The sequence below is a fragment of the Mucilaginibacter psychrotolerans genome (assembly GCF_004519315.1).
GTDB classification, from domain to species: Bacteria; Bacteroidota; Bacteroidia; order Sphingobacteriales; family Sphingobacteriaceae; genus Mucilaginibacter; species Mucilaginibacter psychrotolerans.
In genome coordinates this window covers 144,393-162,871 of the sequence record NZ_SOZE01000008.1, presented here as the reverse complement: position 1 = coordinate 162,871, position 18,479 = coordinate 144,393, and the positions used below count along the sequence as shown (strand labels likewise).

The window sequence follows — 18,479 nt, the reverse complement described above, 5'->3', positions numbered from 1 at the left end:
ATAGCTGTACTTATGAGTATATCCGGATCCCGCAAAAAAGGAAGCAAGTTCATCAATACCACCCCTACCGAATCGGCGGGCTTTGGCAAAATGACACCTATTCTGCGGGAATATATGAACAACACGGCAGAGAACACGCCGAAGAAGACCTTAGGCCCATTTAGTACTGATGTATCGGTTTATGATACGCCGCCCAAAAGCGGCCTGCGCGTAACCTGGGTGGGGCACTCCAGCCTTATTATAGAGATTGACGGCATCCGCATCCTTACCGACCCGGTTTGGAGCCAGCGCGTATCGTTCTCGCAAGCATTTGGGCCAAAAAGGTTTTACCAGCCACCCATAGCTCTGGCCGATTTGCCTAAGATAGATGTGATCATCTCCTCACACGACCATTACGACCACCTGGATAAAGCCACCATTAAGTTTTTTGCAGATAAGCAGGTACCCTTCATCTGTTCGTTAGGCGTAGCACAATACCTCATCAGCTGGGGTATAGGCAGGGCACTCATCCACGAGGTAGATTGGGGCGATGGCGTGATGATTGGCGACTGCACTATAACTGCTGCACCCGCCAGGCATTTCTCGGGCAGGGGTATTACCCACCGCGATGAAACGCTGTGGTCATCTTTTGTGATCAAAGGCCCTGTCAATAATATCTACTTCGGCGCCGATTCGGGTTACTCTCCCGATTTCAAATTGATTGGCGAAACCTTTGGCCCTTTCGACCTGACCATGCTGGAGATTGGTGCCTACGGGCAATACTGGGCCGATATACATATGGGACCGGATAACGCCTCCAACGCCCACCTGGATTTGAAAGGCGATATCATGATGGGCATCCACTGGGGCACCTTCAACCTTGCACCACACGCCTGGTACGAGCCTGCCGAACGGCTGGTGCAGTATGCCAAAGATAAAAACATCAAACTGCTCCTACCCGAGCCGGGAAAACCTATCGAGGCCGATGAGCCTTTGGTAAGCAACTGGTGGAAAAAGTTTATGAGTTAGAGAAATTGCTTTACTCATTTATAAAACAGATATTTAGCTAAACAAAAAGACGTCATGTCAATTCATTTCGGCACCCCACACGGCGGATCCGAAGGACTCCTGTTGAGTAACCGCCGTGCAAAGCGACCTTGCATTGTGGCCACTTTTATGATGGGGTGTTGAAACAAGTTCAACGTGACGTAGGTCTTGCTTATTCATCAATACTTCAGTTGTTTTTATGAGAGAAATTGTCCGCTGCCAAATTTTCGCGATATTGCTCTTTTTTTGCGCATTGGGTGCATCGGCACAAACGGTTATACCCCTTTGGGAAAAAGGCGCGCCGGGTTTCGAGAGCCGCCGCAACGAGCCGGAGCAGGCTAAGGATTATTGGGTAAAGAACATCCACAACCCCTCGCTTACGGTTTACGCCCCGCCTGCCGGTACCGCCAATGGAGCCGCTGTAGTGGTTTGCCCCGGCGGCGGCCATCGCCTGCTGGTTTACAATTCTGAAGGCGTGGCACCGGCCAAATTCTACAATAGCCTGGGCATCACCGTTTTTATTTTAAAATACCGCCTGGGCCGCGATACGCTTTCGCCCTATAAAATTGATGTGCATGCCAAGCAGGATGGTTACCGGGCCATGCGCCTGGTACGCAGCCGTGCTGCCGAGTTCGGCATCGACCCTAACCGCATCGGCCTCATGGGATTCTCTGCCGGCGGCGAAGTGGTGGATATGATTGCTTTCGGCGGATACGATGGCGACCCTAATGCCCCCGACCCGATAGACCGCGCAAACGCCAAACCCAACTTTATTGTGCAGGTGTACCCCGGGCCTTCTTATGTGCCGGCAACTATTGCACCCGATGCCCCACCTGCCTTCCTGGTGGCCGCCAACGATGATGCCTGCTGCTCGCTACCGCTTATCCAGTTGCTGCAACTCTACCGCGAAGCCAAAGTACCCGTAGAACTGCATATGTACGCCCAGGGCGACCACGCCTTTAACATGGGTACCAACCGCAAGCAAAAATCCATCAACCACTGGCCCGACAGGTTAGCCGACTGGCTGGAAGACAGCCACATATTGCAGCCTAAAAAGGATTTGAAGAAGGTGACGCATTAAGGGGAAGGATGAGTTGGAAGGTTTTAAGGTTAGAAAGTTGAAAGGTTGGGAATCTGCAAATACGATAGCTTGCTCGGTACCTTTGCCGATGAGGTAAGATGAGGATGCCGCGCCCCTGCTAAACCATTATATTGCTCCCCTCAATCCAAACCAATGATTAAGCCAGGCCTTTTTTCGTTACTGCTGTTATGTATAACTACCTGTTGTTATGCACAAGACCCTTACCAGGCAACCCGCGCGCAATGGCTTGCCAAAGCGCAGCAATTGATGCCTCAATTAAATGAGACGATAAAACGACCGGTAAGCACGGTGGCATTGGTGAAAGATGAAGGAGCCTTCCAGGGATGGGCAGCTAAGAAAACCGATTCGCTGGATATCTTCTATGCGAGCTCCTTCCGCCAGAAAAAATCAATCATCCTCGATTTTAGCGAGCACCTTACCGGGTACGTAAGCTTCGGCCTGAAGGTGCTTACCGGCACGGCCGATGCGCCGGCCCGTTTTAAGCTCACCTTTGGCGAGGTGCCTTCAGAAATCGCGACGCCTTTCGACCCCTACACAGGTGGCCTTAGCCGCGCGTGGCTGCAGGATGAAGTAGCCACCGTAATGGATATCCCCTCCACCGTAAGCATTGCCCGTCGGGTTGCTTTCCGCTACATAAAAATCGAACTGACAGGCAGTTCACAAAACTTTGATTTTGCCATAGGCGATATCCAATGCAAGGCGGTTACATCGGTTACCAATATACCTGCACCTTTGAGCACTGCAACAGCATCGGGCATCCGTGCCATAGATTCTATTGGTTTGGCAACGCTGAAAGAGTGCATGCAAACCGTGTATGAAGACGGCCCCAAGCGCGACAGGAGGCTGTGGATAGGCGACCTGTACCTCGAATCGCTGGCCAACAGCTACTCCTTCAAAAACCACGATCTTACTAAACGGTGCCTGTACCTGCTGGCCGGCCTCAGTGGCGAGAAAGGTTATTTGATAGGCACCGTATTCGAAAAACCCGAGCCGCACCCGCAGGCCAACCAGTACCTGATGGATTATGCGCTGCTGTATAATTCGGCACTAAAAGAATACCTTACGGCTACTAACGATACCGAAACCGCAAACGACCTTTGGCCCGTAGCCAAACGCCAGCTGGATATCATACGCACGTATTTACAGCCCAACGGCATGATGGATTACGAACGCGCCAACAAAGAATGGTGGTTGTTTTTCGACTGGAAAGATGGCCTCGACCGTGAAGCCGCGCTACAGGGACTGGCCATTTACACCCTCAAACAAACCTACAGCCTGGCCAAAGCCTTGCATAAAGAACAGGAACTGGCCGATGTACCCTCGCTAATCAAAAAGATGAGTGCCGCTGCCCAGAGCAATTTATATGATGCCAAAAGCGGACTAGTTTACAGCGGCAAAGCACGACAGGTTTCTTACGCCTCGCAGATATGGCTGGTACTTTCGGGCGTACTGAGTGATAAGGAGAGCAAGCAGGTATTGCTAAATGTAGCCAAACGCAAGGATGCTTTATACCCCGGCGCACCATACCTGTACCACTACTATGTGCACGCGCTCATCAACGCTGGGTTAAATGCCGAAGCAAAAGCAACCGTGCTGAATTACTGGGGCGGGATGGTGAAAAAAGGCGCGGATACGTTTTGGGAAGTTTACGATCCCAATAATCAATACCTATCGCCATACGGCTTCTTCCCCATTAATAGCTATTGCCACGCATGGAGCTGCACGCCGGTATATTTCATCAGGAAGTACCCCGAAATATTCCAAAAGCAAGATTAAGGCTATCGTAAGCTTGGAAAGGCAATACTAAACGGGATATGTCCACGGTGCCCGGCTAAAATCAAATAGCAAACCAAAAAGTTACTCCCTTTAATGGATTGTTTCTGACACCAATTTCACCATGATGCCCTTGTATTATTTGCGACGAGATATATAGGCCGAGTCCCATCCCGGAGTAATTCTGCGAGGTTTTCTCTACTCTGAAGAACCGGTCGAAAACGTGGCCTATGTTAGCTTCGGGTATACCTATCCCCTCGTCTGTAACGCTCAAACTCACCCGGCTATCGTCTAAGCGTTCAATATGAACTTCAACCGCGCTACCCTCCGGGGAATATTTAAATGCATTCGTCAAAAAATTGCTTAAAACCTGTTCAATCCGGTCATGATCTGCAAAAAGCAGGAGGGATTCATCTCCCCGGATACCAATACTATGTTTCCCGTCCGCCAGTCTGCATTGTTCAACGCACTCGGTCACTAGTTCCATCAGGTTAAATTCGCTCCTTTTCAATTCAAGTCTTCCGGCCTGTATCCTTGTCACATCCAGCAATTCATCAATCAGGTTTGTTAATTTGTTTACCTGTTTGGATGAACGCTGAACAAAGGGTGCAATACCCTTTAGGTCATCGTTTTGGGAAACCATTTTTTCTAAAACCTGCAAAGATGCTTTAACGGTAGTTATGGGTGTCTTTAGCTCGTGGCTGGCTATGCTCATAAATTCATCCTTTTTGGCCATCAACTCCTCTGTAGCTTTAATCGATACTTGTTGCAGCCTCAGCTCCTCCTCTGCTTTTTTTCGTTCAATTATTTCCGCTTCTAACTGGTCAAGCGTTCGTAAGTGATAGATCATCGGTAAAAGCCTATAAAGCGCGTACACGGTGAATAGCGATACGATAGCGGTCATAAACCTTATCAGTGCGCTTAACCGGTAAGCCGGCCACCAAAAAATGATAGCATCCAGTAAATGGGTAGACCCACACAGCAGTATAAATGCGATAAAAAGCCAAAGGATTTTTGGAAATGGAATATCCTTCCGTTTGCTGATGATGCGGAATAACAGTATAGGGATAGCGAAATAGGCAAGCCAGATAGCGGCATCAGAAAGGATATACAACCAACCGTGGAACTGGTCCCAATTTCCGCAGTACCACCTGGCGGGCCAATCGGATGTATGGAATAGCTCCGAAAAAAAGTGTTTCACCTGGCTTAACAGGCTTTGATTTATTGGATGCGACGAAACATTTTTGTTGCCGCATAAAGTACCGCATTTTGCAGGCATGTGCGTCAAGCTCTTGCTACTTTCCATTATTTAAGATTAAATTCCTCATCTAACTTGTAACTCACGCGTATCAAATAAAAAAACAATAAACAGAGCCCAGCTCCCGGCTAAGCAGCCGGCTATGGTGTTACGGCCCTATCGCACGCATAGGTAAACAGGCAGGAAAAACAAATGAAGTATCGGCAAAAACACGAATAAGCCACCACCCATCTTGTAAAAACACCGTTTAAACAATAAATCTCAGTATTGGTTTTTACATCTTTTCTAAACCTACAAAATTAATGCGATACAATAAGCCATTATTTGCTATATATTTGAAAATTAGATACATAGCATCCAATCGCCACTAGCTGATAAATTCGCCTATCGGCATCAATTTATAAATTTAGGTTATGCTGTAATTTAAGAATCGTTTACTGCTACTAATTGGTAACAGGTGCACACTGTGGTAATTAGTAATCTTAAAAAAAAATAATCATGACACCAAAAACCAAACTGCGTTTTGCAACGCCATACAGCAAAATTGTAAAAGCCATTATTGCATTATTTTTCCTGATAAATAGCATTCCATTTGTTCATGCACAGTCAGCAGGCAACACCAGCAAACCGGGTGTTTTTTATGCGGTAACAAGGCCAGGTTCAAAAGACACCTCCTATCTTTTCGGCACCTACCACCTTATTAAGAGCAGCTATATGAAAAATTTGCCCAACGTACAGAAGGCCTTGCAAAAAAGCCATGGCGTTATTACCGAAATAGTGCTCGACTCCTCTAAAATACAGCTGGCACAAACAATGGGCATGTTAAAGGGCAAGACACTAACCGGTATGCTGAATAAATCATTAACAGACAGCCTGGAAACGGAGCTAAAGCAAAGCCTTGGCATAGGGCTGGCCCAGCTGGATCAATTTAAACCTGCAAACATCACACTAACCCTATCAATGGTGTACCTGATCAAAAACAACAAAGCAATGCTTGACAAATACACCGGCCAGCCTTTGGATATTTATTTTACCGATTTTGGCAAAAGCAACCATAAAACTTTAACCCCACTCGAAACCATTGAAGGGCAAATGGACATGCTTTTCAACCACACCAGCGAAGATCAGCAGATTAAGGAATTACAATACTTTCTGAAGAATAAGAGCGAAATGATTGCCATAGGCGACCAGATGATGGCCGGTTGGCTAAATAACGACCTGGCGCAGTTGAATACACTTTACCAAAAAAGCCTAACCCTATCCGGCGAAGCAGATTACTTGTTAAAGGATAGAAATTTAAAATGGATGGATAGCTTGCCAGCCCTGCTGCGAAAGGACAGGCAGTTTATAGGGGTAGGTGCCTTACACCTGGCCGGCGAATACGGATTAGTAGCGTTGCTGCGTGCAAAAGGCTTTACCCTTACCCCTTTAAAACTTTAACCGTGAGCGAAAAAGAGTTTTTACAACAAATAAAGCAAAACCAGGGTATCATTTATAAACTGGTGGGCATTTACGCAGCAGATGCCGAAGAGAAAAAAGACCTGTACCAGGAGATATTACTGAATACCTGGAAAGGCTGGCCCTCTTATAGGGGCGAAGCTAAATTCAGCACTTGGCTTTACCGTATTTGCCTCAATACCATATTTGCGCAAAAACGTAAAGCAATGCGGGTAGAATACAAAGAATCATTAGACGAATTTGCCCGGATTGCCGATGGAAATGCCGCACCAAATGATGATGCGATGCAATTACGACAAGCAATAAGATCATTAAAAGAAATAGACCGCGCAATTGTATCCTTACACCTGGATGGCTATGATAACGCCGAGATTGCAGGGATAATGGGTATTAGCAGCAACCTGGTAGCAGTAAAACTTTACCGCAGTAAAGAACAGTTATCTAAATTATTAAAGAAACAACTATGAACGCCGACAATAGAAACTGGAAACAACTGGAAAGCAATATCGATCAAGACCTGTCGTCTATGATCGATGAATCCCGCATTCCCAAAATACGATCTCAAAACCCGCTTGTGAAAATAAAACAAAACCTCCTTATTAATATGATATGGGGAGTGTTGATTTGCTGCCTATATGTAATCGTACTTATCCGCTTTAATTATATAGAGGTTAGGCTCTGCCTGGGATTAGTGCTTGTCTTTTCATTATGGGCATTAATTACTGCTTTTATCAAGTACCGAAAGATGCACACCGGCATTTTAGCCGACAGCTCTCTGCTGCAAGAATTGAAACACCAGCATTCATCCATCGTTTCCTGGATGAAACAGCAGTCGCGGGTGGCATTGTTTGTTTACCCTATAAGTGCAGCCGGTGGCTTTATGCTTGGCGGCGCTGTAGGATCTGGCAAGTCGGTGGCACTTTTTATGAACAAACCGCTGATTTGGATCATATTTTTAGTGGTAATTGCCATACTGGTACCCCTGTGTCACCTGCTTACCAAGTGGATGTTTAAAATAAGTTTTGGCAATCACCTGAATGCCCTGCAGCAATACATTGAGGAATTGGAAACAGAAAAATAATTGATATACCCCGTAATTTTAATTAGCGTACCGATACTAATTGTTTAAAAACTATTACAACAATGGAAACCGATCAAACAACTTCACGTGCTTTCAATATCAACCGCCCATGTTATATTGTAGCAACCCTGATAGGGATAGTCTTTTTAATTTTGCGCGATTTTTCACAAGCCGCAGTGTTCTTAGGCCTTGGTTTGATATTTGACCCCTTTGATTTGAAGCAGCCTTTTCCACAAAGGCCTTTTTACCAGCAGACATGGCTTATTGTACACTTATCGATTGTACTGGCCTTAATTGCCTTAGAGGCTTACATCAAACTAAAGTAGCAGATCAAAAAGCGTAGATAAGCGCGGCAGGTACCGCGTGAAAGTTTTTAAATAAAAGCAAAACGGGTAGCCCGGCGCAATGGCCGGGCTACCCGTTTTAAATGCGTTGCAACAGTTTGCTATTTTACACGCTCAACGTATTCGCCGGTGCGGGTATCTACTTTTATTTTATCGCCCTGGTTTACAAACAGAGGCACTTTAATCTCCACACCGTTCTCGGTGGTGGCGTTTTTCATGGCGCCAGATGAGGTATCGCCTTTAACAGCAGGCTCTGTGTAAGTTATTTCCAGCTCCACGTGGTTAGGGGCAGTTGCCATAATGGGCTCCTCGCTCTCGAAGGATACAATTACATTCATACCCTCTTTAAGGAATTTAACCGCCGGGCCGAACAGGGTTTTTGGGATGCTATGCTGATCGTAGGTGGTGTTATCCATTACAACCATATAATCGCCTTCCTCGTACAGGTATTGAAAATCGTTGGTTTCTACGCGGCATATCTCTACCTGCTCGTCGGTACCCAGGCGAGCTTCTACCGCCCTGCCGGTTTTAATATTGCGGAACTTATCCAGATAAAACGCGCCACCTTTGCCGGGTGTGCGGTGTAAAACCTCGGTAACAATTACCAGTTCGCCGTTGTAGCGTAATATATTCCCTACTTTAACTTCAGATGCCTTTGCCATGTAAATTCGATCGTAAATTTGTGCGCGAAGATAAATTAATTATATAAAACGCTATCATAAAAACTGTTGGCAGCGCATTAAAAAATAACCGCACACAGCAATGCCGCGTACGGTTATCAGATCAGTTAAAGTAAAAGCTTTTGGTTTATTGTTTCACCCGTTCGCCGGTGCACTCAAACATGCCCAGCAAACTGCCGGTAACGTGGTCGTCGTCCTTTTTCTCCAGGGTGATGTTTACATCGTAGCCTTGGGTGGTAAAGAATATTGCTATGCCTTTTTCGTTCTTATCCACCTTGGTTACCGGCTCATCTTTCTTGGTTTCGGGGTTTTCCATGGTGCCGGTAAAGGCACCGTCTTTTTCGGTTATGGTGAAAAACATATGTACGTCGCCATTGGGCGTGCCTTTTATCAAAATATCCCATTTGCCTGCAAAATAAGCCGGGGGCGTAGTTTGTGCCTGCGCTTTTACCGAGATGAATAAGAAAGTCAGTAAACCGGCCAGCAGTAAGTTGAACTTTTTCATGTTTTTTTTTTAATTATGGTTTTAAAATTGGTGCTTATTTGGTACCGCTGCGTTTTAGTTCATTCTCCAGCAGCGTTAGGAAAGTCGGTTGCGCCCAGGCGCTCGCATCGTGTCCTATAGATGTATAATACGCTCGGCCTTTACCTACCTCCCGGTACCAGGCCACCGGATGGTCTTTGCCCATGCCGAAGTCTTTGTCTTTTACGAACAGTATATTACCGTTGGGATTTATCTTTTGGCCATCTATCGCGTAAATAACATGTGCACCGTGCGTGCGCGGGTTATCAAAGAATACGTACCATTCATCGGGATGCTGCCAGGTTTTGGGCAAACCCTTTACTACTAAACTATCAGTTACCGGGTTTAGCGTAACTGTTGCCTGCTGCAAATGTTTTTCTATCGGATGATGCGAGAAGCTTGCCCCTATCAGGTTCTCTGCGTACCAGGGCCATTGGTGCGAGTTATCGCCCGCGCCATGTATGCCCAGCCAGCTACCGCCGCCGCTAACATAAGCCTGCAAGGCTTTTTGCTGCTCATCATTCAATAGCCGACCTGTGCAGTTGTTAAAGATAACGATATCAAATTTGGCCAACTGCGCAGCGTTAAACACCCCGCCATCATCGGTACTGTATAAAAACCAGTTGTTCTTTTTAGCAAGGGAGTCAAAAGCTTTCTTGCCCGCTTCTATCGACTCACCGTGACGGTAGCCAGTAGATTTAGAAAACAGCAGCGCTGCCTTCTGATTCGTTGGGAATGTGATTACCGGCACCTCCGTTTCGTAAGATACCGGGAAACCATGGGTTACCTTGTAGGCAAACAGCATGATGGCACCTACCGCCAAGATTACGATGGCCAAAGCCGACCGCAGCGCTATTTTTAAAGCTTTCTTCATGTATTACTCATATCGGTTTAATAGCCGGGCGCAAGGCCGGTTTATCGCAATAGCGATTTAATCATCTAAAAATAATTATAATTGGCAACTTCATTTATTCATTTTTAATAAATGAAGGTAGGGGAATTTTATTTGTATTTATTAAAATTTAAGAAATAATTTTTTTGGCATTTTTGTACCGATGGAGAACTTACAGGAAGCACGCGATTTTTTTGAGAAAGGGTACCTGGAGTATCGTCCTAATATCAGCATCGATTGTGCCATTTTCGGCTACCACAATGGTGAGCTTAAAGTACTATTGGTAAAAAACAAGCTGATACGCAAATGGTACCTGCCGGGTGGCTTTATCAAGAAAACCGAAAGTTTGGATGATGCTGCATCGCGCATAACGGCCGAGCGCACCGGGCTGGAAAAATTGTTCCTGAAACAGGTGAAAGCCTTTGGCGATGTGGGCCGCAACTCTACGCTGGATGTGTTTGACGAGGAAGCCTTCGAACAAATAATCGGTTTCAGGATAGATGAAAGCAGCTGGCTCGCCGGCGAAACGGTAACTATAGGTTTTTACGCCATTACCGATATTGTAAACGCCAGCCCAAAAGCCGACTTTTTTTCGGAGGCTTGCCGCTGGTTCCCGGTTGATGCCCTGCCCGAGCTGGGTTTCGACCATGAAGAGATCGTGACTGAGGCGCTATCCCGCATGCGGATAGACCTTTACCACTTCCCCATAGGCAAAAACCTGCTTCAGCCCAAATTTACGCTTAAGGAAATCAAAACGCTTTACGAGGTACTCTCGGGCAAAACGCTTAACCCTACTAATTTCCCCAACAAGCTGATAGCCCTGGGCCTGCTCACCAAACTGGATGAAAAGCGCAGCATAGGCGGCCACCGCTCGCCCACATATTATAAATTCAACGAGGATACGTATGAAAAGGCTTTGGAAGACGGGTTGGTGTTGGTGTAGTATGTCCAATTAATTTGCTGGAAGCTTGCGGATTTCATGGCTGTTTTTTTAACTTTAGCACAGCCTTATCCGCACCATGATGAAGAAATCAATATACCTGCTTCTGCTCCCTGTGTTTTTATTTGCATGCAAAAGCAACAAAACACAGCCCGAAAAAGACTCCGTTACAGCGGCACCAAAAACCCACAGCACTAAAGCACTTATAGCAGAATTCAAGCCCATTATTCAAGGCGTTTGGGTAAAAAGCGATTATGTGGATAAAGTGATAGCTACCAAATCGCCTTTGGCAGCTGCCGATTTAGCGACCGGATTAACAGCCATGAATATCAGTACCGGTAAAATTGCTGGAGATAGCATTATTGCAGAAGGCGGCTGGAGCAATCATGAAGGAGGAGATCTCATACTTAAATTTAAGCCGGGCAAAAAAAAATCCACCATACAACTTGGTCCGGGCGATCTTGGTTATTCTATACAAAACGGCGATACCATTTTAACCACATACTGGCCGGATGATAATAAAAACATCATTGCAACCCGTTATAGAAAAGTAGCAATTAAATCAGCCGAAGGCTTTGCACAAGGAACATTCCAAACGATAAATAAAGGGCTAATTGCCGGCTCCTACAGCTTCAAAGACACTACGGGCACAACGTCAACCGTTATTTTTCGCACTAATGGTACTTTGTCGGGGTTTTTCGCTTTTAAACAGTATCATGTTAATATCGACCTCAACTCCGACGTGATGGATAATTTGGATGAGATAAGTTTCGATTACAAAGCAAGCACATCGTATTCTTTTAAATTTATCGGCGACACCTTAAAACTTTACGATACCCGGCCCAATGAAGATTCTACACTATTGGTTTTGGATAAGTTGAGATACACGTTGGTAAAGCAGAAATAAGAAAAGATGGATAGAAACAAAAAGTCGGCACCTGAGCACGATGCTTATCCCCAACTTTCAGACGAATACAAGCTAATGATGGACAAAATGCTTGATGAGGAAGAAAGAGGGGAAATGAAATACGCATCTTTGGAACATATTAAAAATAAGTTCCAGAGATAAAATCCATCGAACTTATTTTCGAAGCAACATTGTAATTAAATCCTGTTTATCTCAAAAATAAATCCCTTCGTGTTTCACCGCATGTTTTTATTCGGTAAATCCTGAGATTCTGTCAATCCTGATTTAAACTATTCGATCTGTTTTATCACCGCAATCAAATCCTGCTCACCAAATGCTGCCTGTGCTGCCTCGTAAGTTTTTAACGCAGCCTCGCCCAGTGGCGACGACAATCCGATGTCTTGAGCCAGCTTAAGGTCCTTAACGATGTTATTGAGCGAGAATGCCGCCTTGTAGTTATCGTTAATAATGGCATCGCCTTTTATTTTCATGAAAGGGTTGGCCAGCGCGCCGTTATTCAGCAGATTCAATAAGGTTTCTGGAGCGATGCCGTTTTGCTTGGACAGAACTACGGCTTCGGCCAGGCCCTGCGCATGTATGGCGAGCAGGGTATTGATAGCCAGTTTAGCCACGTTCCCCGCGCCTACATCGCCAATAAGGGTAGCGCTCTTGCCCAAAACCTCTAATACGGGTTTTACTTGCTCAAACGTGGCGGCATCGCCACCAGCCATAATAACCAGTTGGGCGGTCTCGGCTTGTTTTACACTGCCTGATACCGGCGCATCTAAGTAGGCATTACCCTGCGCAGCGCAAAGCCCTGCAATTTCCCTGCTGATGGCCGGCGATACGGTGCTCATATTAATGATGACCTTACCCGTAGCTCCTGCATCCAGCAGACCTTTATCGCCGTGGAAAATATCCTTGATGGCCTTATCATCCGTTACCATAATGATGATAATAGCTGATTGAGCGATCAATTCGGCTGGTGTTGGGGCGGTCCCCGCACCCTCCGCTTTCAAGGTGGCTTCCTTATCTTTATTGCGGTTATAAACGGTAACAGGGTAACCTGCTTTTATCAATTGCTGAGCCATGGGCGTACCCATCAGCCCCAAGCCTATCCATCCTATCCTGCTTTTATCCATAAAACAAATATCTGATTATCGGCCCATATTATTATGTATTTTAGTGACGAGAAAAACCCCGAAATGAAGAAGCTATTTTTTTTGCTTGCCCCCATCATTGTTCTCTTATCCTGCACAAGCAACCCCACAAAAAAACACACCGATACCCTTACCGCTGCTAAACCAAAACCTGCTAAACAAAGAACAAATCTTTTGCCTGTTTACCAGGGCGTTTGGGTAAAAAGCGATTATATAGAAAAGATAAGGAGAACCAAATCTGTATTAGCATCGGTAGATTTGGTAGCTGGAATAACCGGCATGCAGATAGATACCGCGACAATAACGGGTGATAGCCTGATGGTAACCGTAGGTTGGGATAACCAAAACCCCGGCAGCGTAGCGATTAGGTTAAAACACGGCAAAAGGCCCGGCACGCTACAATTTGGTGACGATGAGCTGGGCTATTCCGTTGCCAATGGCGATACAGCATTGCTGCTTTATCAGGTTTACAACAAGCAATTATTTACTACGCCATACCATAAAATAGCTAATGTTGACGCTAACAAAAACGTTAGCGACGGCATCAATTACGTCATTAATAAAGCCCTTATAGCGGGCAGTTATGCCGTTAAGGGCGTAACGGGAAAAACCAGCAAAGTTATTTTTACACCCGACGGCACGGTGACCGGCCTGGCGGGATTCCGGAAATATTTTATCGAGAACGACCTTAAACCCGGCCCGCTTAAGAATATGGACCTCATCACCTTCGATGAGTTCAGCAGCAAAAGCGCGGTTTATCATTATGTTTTCGAAGACAATACCCTAAAGCTTTACGAAGCAAAACCTAACACTAAGGCCACCCTGATAGTTTTGGGCAAGCTGAAATACACGCTAACCCGGCAATAGCCCGGCGTGTACATTTTCCTCGAAATATTTTTTTACCAGCAGACTAATGAAACGTTTGAGGTAGGTTTCGTTGAGGAACACGTTGCTCCAGTTATCAAAACGTTGGCACTGTATGCCCAGGTAAAAAAAGTAGAGGCTTACGCCCAAAGCGGGCAGCAATCGCTTTTCTTCGTCGCTTATTTTTACAACCGATTCGTAACCATCCAAAAAACTCTTCTTTTTCAGTTCGCGTTCGGCGGGGTCCTTCTCGGTGCTGTGTATCTGCAATATATTATAAGCAAGGTCATAAGCCAGCCAACCGTTGCCGCAGAAGTCGAAGTCGAAGATGGTTACCACGCTATCCTTGGTGATATTCATGTTATCGAACCAGATATCCAGATGCACCACGCCTTTGCGCATCTGCTTATCATCTGCATTAGCCAGTTCGCTCAACAGGTATTTTTGTGCCGATAGCATCCAGTCCATTTCATCAGCTTGGACAGGGAGGAAATTATTGAGGTATATAAATGGGTCCTGCAGGATAACCTTAGGCGAGTACTGAACCCGCTGAAGTTGCAAGCCCTCCGTTAAGCGATGGATGCGCGCCATGGTTTCCCCAATGCGGTAATGCTGCTCTTCGGATAAATTCAGGAACTTTTCGCCTTCGGCAAAAGAAAACATCAACCCGAAACGCATGCCTTCCGGCGCATCCAGCTGCTGCAGGTACTCGCCCGAGGCATCCGTCAACGGATAAGAAACTGAAACGCCGCCCTCTTTCAGCAGGTTTAATAAGCGTATCTCCTCGTTAATTTTAGTCTCGCTGCGCCAATTCAGGCTATACACCCTAAAAACAAATTTGTCGGCGCCGTCTGTTACCAGGTAACTATGGTTGATACCCGTTTTTAACAATTTGCAGCTTGTGTTTGCCGACAGGCTGTACTTGTCCTTTAAGAATATTGCCAAATGGCTTGCCGAGAGGATAGAACTGATTGACGGGAAAGGACGCATAAAACAAAATTTTTTTTTTTTGGGGGGGGGGTGCAAAGAAACAAAAAACGCTATTACTTATGGCAATAGCGTTAAACTATTGTTAGCATTTAGATTTCACAAATTTAAAAAGTTGTCAAATCTTCACCTGCTCGGGCATAATCCTTCCAGTCTTTCTTGCTGAATACCACTACCTGGCCGGTACTCGTTGAGGGCGTTGCCGGGCGATTGGTATTTTGCCGTGGAGTTCTCATGGGTAATATTCTAGCCTTAAAACAGGTAAGCAAAGCTTTAAAACAAAACATCCCCTTTCGGGGATGTGGGTGTATTGAGATAAGATTAGCAATCCCGTCATTGCGAGGAACGAAGCAATCTCTACGCAGGACAAGCGGATATGCACTCGGCTCTGCTTACCGGGAGATTGCTTCGTGCCTCGCAAAGACGCGGTGGTATTGTGTTTTTTTACACCGCGTCCGATAACGAACTAAACGTAAAGTCTCTCACCTTCAACGGCGGGATAAGGTAACTGCGGTAGCTTTCTACGCTGATGCTCCGTTCTTGCTTGCCCAGGGCTTCCAGGTTGTTCAGCATGATTACGGGGCTCTCGTTGAAACGGAAGTTCTTCACCGGGAATTTTATCTTGCCGTTTTCAATGTAGAACGTACCATCGCGGGTAAGGCCGGTCAACAGCAACGATTGCGGATCTACCATGCGTATATACCACAATCGCGAAACCAATATCCCACGCTCGGTGCTTTTGATCAGTTCTTCGAGGGTGGCATCGCCGCCATCCATAATGATATTGCTTGGGCCGGGCACGGGAGCAACGCCTTTCTTCTGCGCCCAATAGCGGGAGTAAGAAAGATTTTTCACCACACCTTTATCAATCCACATGGTTTTCTCACGCGGAAGGCCGTCGCCGCCCCACGTTGCGCCGGGCAGGTCGGGGTTAAAGGGGTCCGAATAGATGTTTACTTTCGTGTCCATCAGTTGCTCACCCAGGCGGGTACCACCGCCTTTTTTGCTCAAGAAGCTACGGCCCTCTTCGGCACTGCGGGCATCAAAGCGGAACATGTTCTCCAGCATATAAGTTGCGGCAACCGGCTCCAGTATCACGGTGTATTTGCCCGGCTCCATGGCCCTCGCGCCTATCGAGGCGTTGGCTTTCATGGTAGCCACACGCGTTGCGGAAGCGGTATCCAGTTTGCTCACATCGGTAAAGCCGCGGGCAGCATAGCCAGATGCTGTACCGGCATCGTTACGTGTAGTTACCGAAAAATACACATCGGTACTTTTGTTATAGGCAAATAAGCCCTTGGAATTCATCACCGCGCTGAAATTGGTTGAATTATCTAAAAACCCGGCCGCGCTTAATTTGGCCTCTTTGGCAATAGCCAAACTTTTACCTACCATTTCGGCCCTGCTATCGGGTGTCATGGCCGCTGTATTGGCATTATAGGTTATCGATTCTTTAAATTCTGATTGGCCCAGCATAGGCATATATTCCGGATTCTCAGGCGCCAACTGCGCCAGCTCTTCTGAGCGACGCACTACTCTTTCTAACGCAGCATCGTCAAACTCGTTGATAGAGGCCGAGCCGGCCTTTTTACCATAAACCGATGTTACCGAAAGGCCAATGCTGCTTACATCGCCTGCGGTAGAAACCGCGTTTAATGCATAGCGCACGTTGCCCTCGTCGCCCCCGCCGAGGCTTGCTTCGCACTCATCGGCTTTGGAATAGCTCAGCACCTTTTTTAGTAAGGCCTGTGCCTGTTCTTTTGTATATATAGCCATGTTTTAACCGATTTTTCTTTTTGTATTGATTACGTTAACCCCATTGAACCTTGTTGTGGCCGAGCCGTGCGATACCGCACTACTTTGTCCCGGCTGCCCCTTGCCATCGTTAAACGATCCGCCAAGGCGGTAATCGCTTTCGTCGCAAACCTGGGTGCAGCTATTCCAGAACTCCTGCGTATTGGCCTGGTAGGATACATCATTCAGCATGCCCACTATTTTACCTTCTTTTATTTCGTAAAACAATTGGCCGCCAAACTGGAAGTTGTAGCGTTGCTGATCTATAGAAAACGACCCATTACCAATGATATAAACGCCTTTCTCTACGTTTTTGATCATTTCGTCCACGCTTAACTTACCTGCGCCAGGCTGTAAGGAAACATTGGGCATACGCTGAAATTGTACGTCCTGCCAGCTTTGTGCATAGCAACAGCCCTGAGATTCTTTCAGGCCGATGATATGCGCCTGATCGCGGATGGCCTGGTAATTTACCAGCACACCGTTTTTAATAATGTCCCACTTTTTGGTACCTACGCCTTCATCATCATAACCAACCGCGCCTAAAGAGCCTACCTGCGTTTTGTCGCCTACAATATTCACCTTATCACTACCAAATTTAAAATTACCTGATTTCCACTTGTCTAAGGTTAAAAAGCTGGTACCGGCATAATTGGCTTCGTAACCTAATACCCTGTCAAGTTCAGTTGGATGGCCTACCGATTCGTGTATGGTGAGCCAGAGGTGGCTTGGATCGAGCACCAGATCATATTTGCCGGGCTCTACAGATTTTGCGGTCAATTTTTCGCCTGCCTGTTTGGTAGCAAATTTCATATCCTCCAGCATATCATAGCGATTTTTATACCGGGGCGTTACGCCGCCAACCGTTTCAGCAGCAAGAGGCGTTAAATATTCATAACCCATACCTACCGGCGAACTAAGCGCACTGCGGGTTTCAAAAGCACCTTTGGTAGGGTCTATTTTTGTTACGGTAAAACTGGGGTATAAACGGTGAATGTCCTGATCGATATAGGAACCATCTGTAGAAGCAAAATATTTCTGCTCATTTACAGCAAAGATGGTAGAGTTAACAAAATTAGCCCCGGCACCCATGGCAATGGCGTTGGCACCAAGCAGCAGGTCTACCTTTTCTTTTATGGGTACCTCAAAAGCGTTCTTTTCGATGGGTGTTTTCCAACTTACCTCACCGTAGCCTTTTTGGGGAGCCAGTTGTACCGGCGCACTGCCCAGTTTGGCATTGGCTTTGGCAACGGCAACCGCACGTTTGGCGGTTTTGGCAATGCCATCCTTGGTTACATCGTTAGTAGCCGCAAAGCCCCAGCAGCCATTGGCAATAACGCGGATACCCACGCCATAGCTTTCGGTATTGGCTACGTTCAGCACCCGGTTTTCGCGGGTGATCACAAACTGGTTAAGGTAGCGGCCAATGCGCACATCGGCGTAGCTTGCACCGGCTGCTTTAGCGGCGTTTAGCCCGGCGTCGGCCAGCTCCTTTTTAATTTTGGCATCCACCGGGTTCAGGGCATCCTGCACATCGATAGTTTTACCGAATGCGCCGAGATTGGGGAGTGCGGTTGCCGCTGCGCCAAGCCCTGTTAAATAAATAAAGTCTCTTCTTCTCATATTATGATACGTTTAATCATCGTATTGTTATTCTACCGCCCGGTCAAGCGTCCCCGCTTGACCGAAA

General features: G+C 46.5%; 20 protein-coding genes. 11 read left to right on the top strand and 9 right to left on the bottom strand.

Annotated features, from left to right (window positions below):
* Positions 1–12 precede the first annotated feature (12 nt).
* From E2R66_RS10550 to E2R66_RS10540, 3 genes are all read left to right on the top strand, one after another.
* The gene (locus E2R66_RS10550; RefSeq protein ID WP_133229067.1) at positions 13–1,008 is read left to right on the top strand and encodes an MBL fold metallo-hydrolase; all 996 of its coding nucleotides are present in this window, start codon (positions 13–15) and stop codon (positions 1,006–1,008) included.
* Positions 1,009–1,225: 217 nt separating this feature from the next.
* A complete protein-coding gene (locus E2R66_RS10545) occupies positions 1,226–2,107 on the top strand; it encodes an alpha/beta hydrolase (protein WP_133229069.1) in 882 nt (293 codons plus the stop codon).
* Between the two features lie 153 nt (positions 2,108–2,260).
* Positions 2,261–3,904: an alpha-L-rhamnosidase-related protein gene (locus E2R66_RS10540; protein WP_133229071.1), complete on the top strand. Its 1,644-nt coding sequence runs from the start codon at positions 2,261–2,263 to the stop codon at positions 3,902–3,904.
* Positions 3,905–3,965: 61 nt separating this feature from the next.
* Here E2R66_RS10540 and E2R66_RS10535 read toward each other — a convergent pair whose 3' ends face one another.
* Positions 3,966–5,180 (bottom strand): sensor histidine kinase, encoded by a 1,215-nt coding sequence (locus tag E2R66_RS10535; RefSeq protein ID WP_158288374.1) that lies wholly within the window; start codon positions 5,178–5,180, stop codon positions 3,966–3,968.
* A 477-nt stretch (positions 5,181–5,657) separates the two neighbouring features.
* Here E2R66_RS10535 and E2R66_RS10530 point away from each other — a divergent pair, with 477 nt between their 5' ends.
* The 4 genes from E2R66_RS10530 to E2R66_RS10515 all read left to right on the top strand — a co-directional run bounded on the left by E2R66_RS10530 (position 5,658) and on the right by E2R66_RS10515 (position 8,024).
* The gene (locus E2R66_RS10530; RefSeq protein WP_133229075.1) at positions 5,658–6,599 is read left to right on the top strand and encodes a TraB/GumN family protein; all 942 of its coding nucleotides are present in this window, start codon (positions 5,658–5,660) and stop codon (positions 6,597–6,599) included.
* A 2-nt stretch (positions 6,600–6,601) separates the two neighbouring features.
* Positions 6,602–7,084 (top strand): RNA polymerase sigma factor, encoded by a 483-nt coding sequence (locus tag E2R66_RS10525; RefSeq protein ID WP_158288373.1) that lies wholly within the window; start codon positions 6,602–6,604, stop codon positions 7,082–7,084.
* Positions 7,081–7,698, top strand: coding sequence for a hypothetical protein (locus tag E2R66_RS10520; protein ID WP_133229079.1), 618 nt, complete (start codon positions 7,081–7,083; stop codon positions 7,696–7,698). The genes E2R66_RS10525 and E2R66_RS10520 overlap by 4 nt, the downstream gene beginning before the upstream one ends.
* A 62-nt stretch (positions 7,699–7,760) precedes the next feature.
* Positions 7,761–8,024 carry a hypothetical protein gene (locus tag E2R66_RS10515; protein WP_133229081.1) on the top strand — a complete coding sequence of 88 codons (264 nt, stop codon included), beginning with the start codon at positions 7,761–7,763 and terminating at the stop codon, positions 8,022–8,024.
* A 119-nt stretch (positions 8,025–8,143) separates the two neighbouring features.
* Here E2R66_RS10515 and efp read toward each other — a convergent pair whose 3' ends face one another.
* The 3 genes from efp to E2R66_RS10500 form a co-directional block, all read right to left on the bottom strand.
* Complete coding sequence (efp, locus tag E2R66_RS10510; RefSeq protein WP_133229083.1) at positions 8,144–8,704, bottom strand: elongation factor P; 561 nt, start codon at positions 8,702–8,704, stop codon at positions 8,144–8,146.
* A gap of 145 nt (positions 8,705–8,849) precedes the next feature.
* Complete coding sequence (locus E2R66_RS10505) at positions 8,850–9,227, bottom strand: hypothetical protein (RefSeq protein WP_133229085.1); 378 nt, start codon at positions 9,225–9,227, stop codon at positions 8,850–8,852.
* Positions 9,228–9,261: 34 nt separating this feature from the next.
* Positions 9,262–10,119: a ThuA domain-containing protein gene (locus tag E2R66_RS10500; protein WP_133229087.1), complete on the bottom strand. Its 858-nt coding sequence runs from the start codon at positions 10,117–10,119 to the stop codon at positions 9,262–9,264.
* Between the two features lie 181 nt (positions 10,120–10,300).
* On the opposite strand from E2R66_RS10500, the gene E2R66_RS10495 reads away from it, so the two are divergent.
* From E2R66_RS10495 to E2R66_RS28310, 3 genes are all read left to right on the top strand, one after another.
* Positions 10,301–11,080: an NUDIX hydrolase gene (locus E2R66_RS10495; protein WP_133229089.1), complete on the top strand. Its 780-nt coding sequence runs from the start codon at positions 10,301–10,303 to the stop codon at positions 11,078–11,080.
* Positions 11,081–11,156: 76 nt separating this feature from the next.
* On the top strand, positions 11,157–11,984 hold the full coding sequence (locus E2R66_RS10490; RefSeq protein WP_133229091.1) for a hypothetical protein: 828 nt from the start codon (positions 11,157–11,159) through the stop codon (positions 11,982–11,984).
* 6 nt (positions 11,985–11,990) lie between these two features.
* Complete coding sequence (locus E2R66_RS28310) at positions 11,991–12,146, top strand: hypothetical protein (RefSeq protein WP_158288372.1); 156 nt, start codon at positions 11,991–11,993, stop codon at positions 12,144–12,146.
* A 128-nt stretch (positions 12,147–12,274) separates the two neighbouring features.
* Here E2R66_RS28310 and E2R66_RS10485 read toward each other — a convergent pair whose 3' ends face one another.
* Entirely contained in the window at positions 12,275–13,126 is an 852-nt protein-coding gene (locus E2R66_RS10485) for an NAD(P)-dependent oxidoreductase (protein ID WP_133229093.1), read from the bottom strand.
* A 63-nt stretch (positions 13,127–13,189) separates the two neighbouring features.
* Here E2R66_RS10485 and E2R66_RS10480 point away from each other — a divergent pair, with 63 nt between their 5' ends.
* Positions 13,190–14,011: a hypothetical protein gene (locus E2R66_RS10480; protein ID WP_133229095.1), complete on the top strand. Its 822-nt coding sequence runs from the start codon at positions 13,190–13,192 to the stop codon at positions 14,009–14,011.
* On the opposite strand, the gene E2R66_RS10475 is transcribed toward E2R66_RS10480, so the two are convergent.
* From E2R66_RS10475 to E2R66_RS10465, 4 genes are all read right to left on the bottom strand, one after another.
* A complete protein-coding gene (locus E2R66_RS10475; RefSeq protein ID WP_133229097.1) occupies positions 13,997–14,998 on the bottom strand; it encodes a phosphotransferase in 1,002 nt (333 codons plus the stop codon). The genes E2R66_RS10480 and E2R66_RS10475 overlap by 15 nt on opposite strands.
* 104 nt (positions 14,999–15,102) lie before the next feature.
* Positions 15,103–15,231 (bottom strand): hypothetical protein, encoded by a 129-nt coding sequence (locus E2R66_RS29110; RefSeq protein WP_262710296.1) that lies wholly within the window; start codon positions 15,229–15,231, stop codon positions 15,103–15,105.
* A gap of 208 nt (positions 15,232–15,439) precedes the next feature.
* Positions 15,440–16,771, bottom strand: coding sequence for a TldD/PmbA family protein (locus E2R66_RS10470; RefSeq protein WP_133229099.1), 1,332 nt, complete (start codon positions 16,769–16,771; stop codon positions 15,440–15,442).
* Positions 16,772–16,774: 3 nt separating this feature from the next.
* Positions 16,775–18,412, bottom strand: a complete 1,638-nt coding sequence (locus E2R66_RS10465; protein ID WP_133229101.1) for a TldD/PmbA family protein — start codon at positions 18,410–18,412, stop codon at positions 16,775–16,777.
* Positions 18,413–18,479 lie beyond the last annotated feature (67 nt).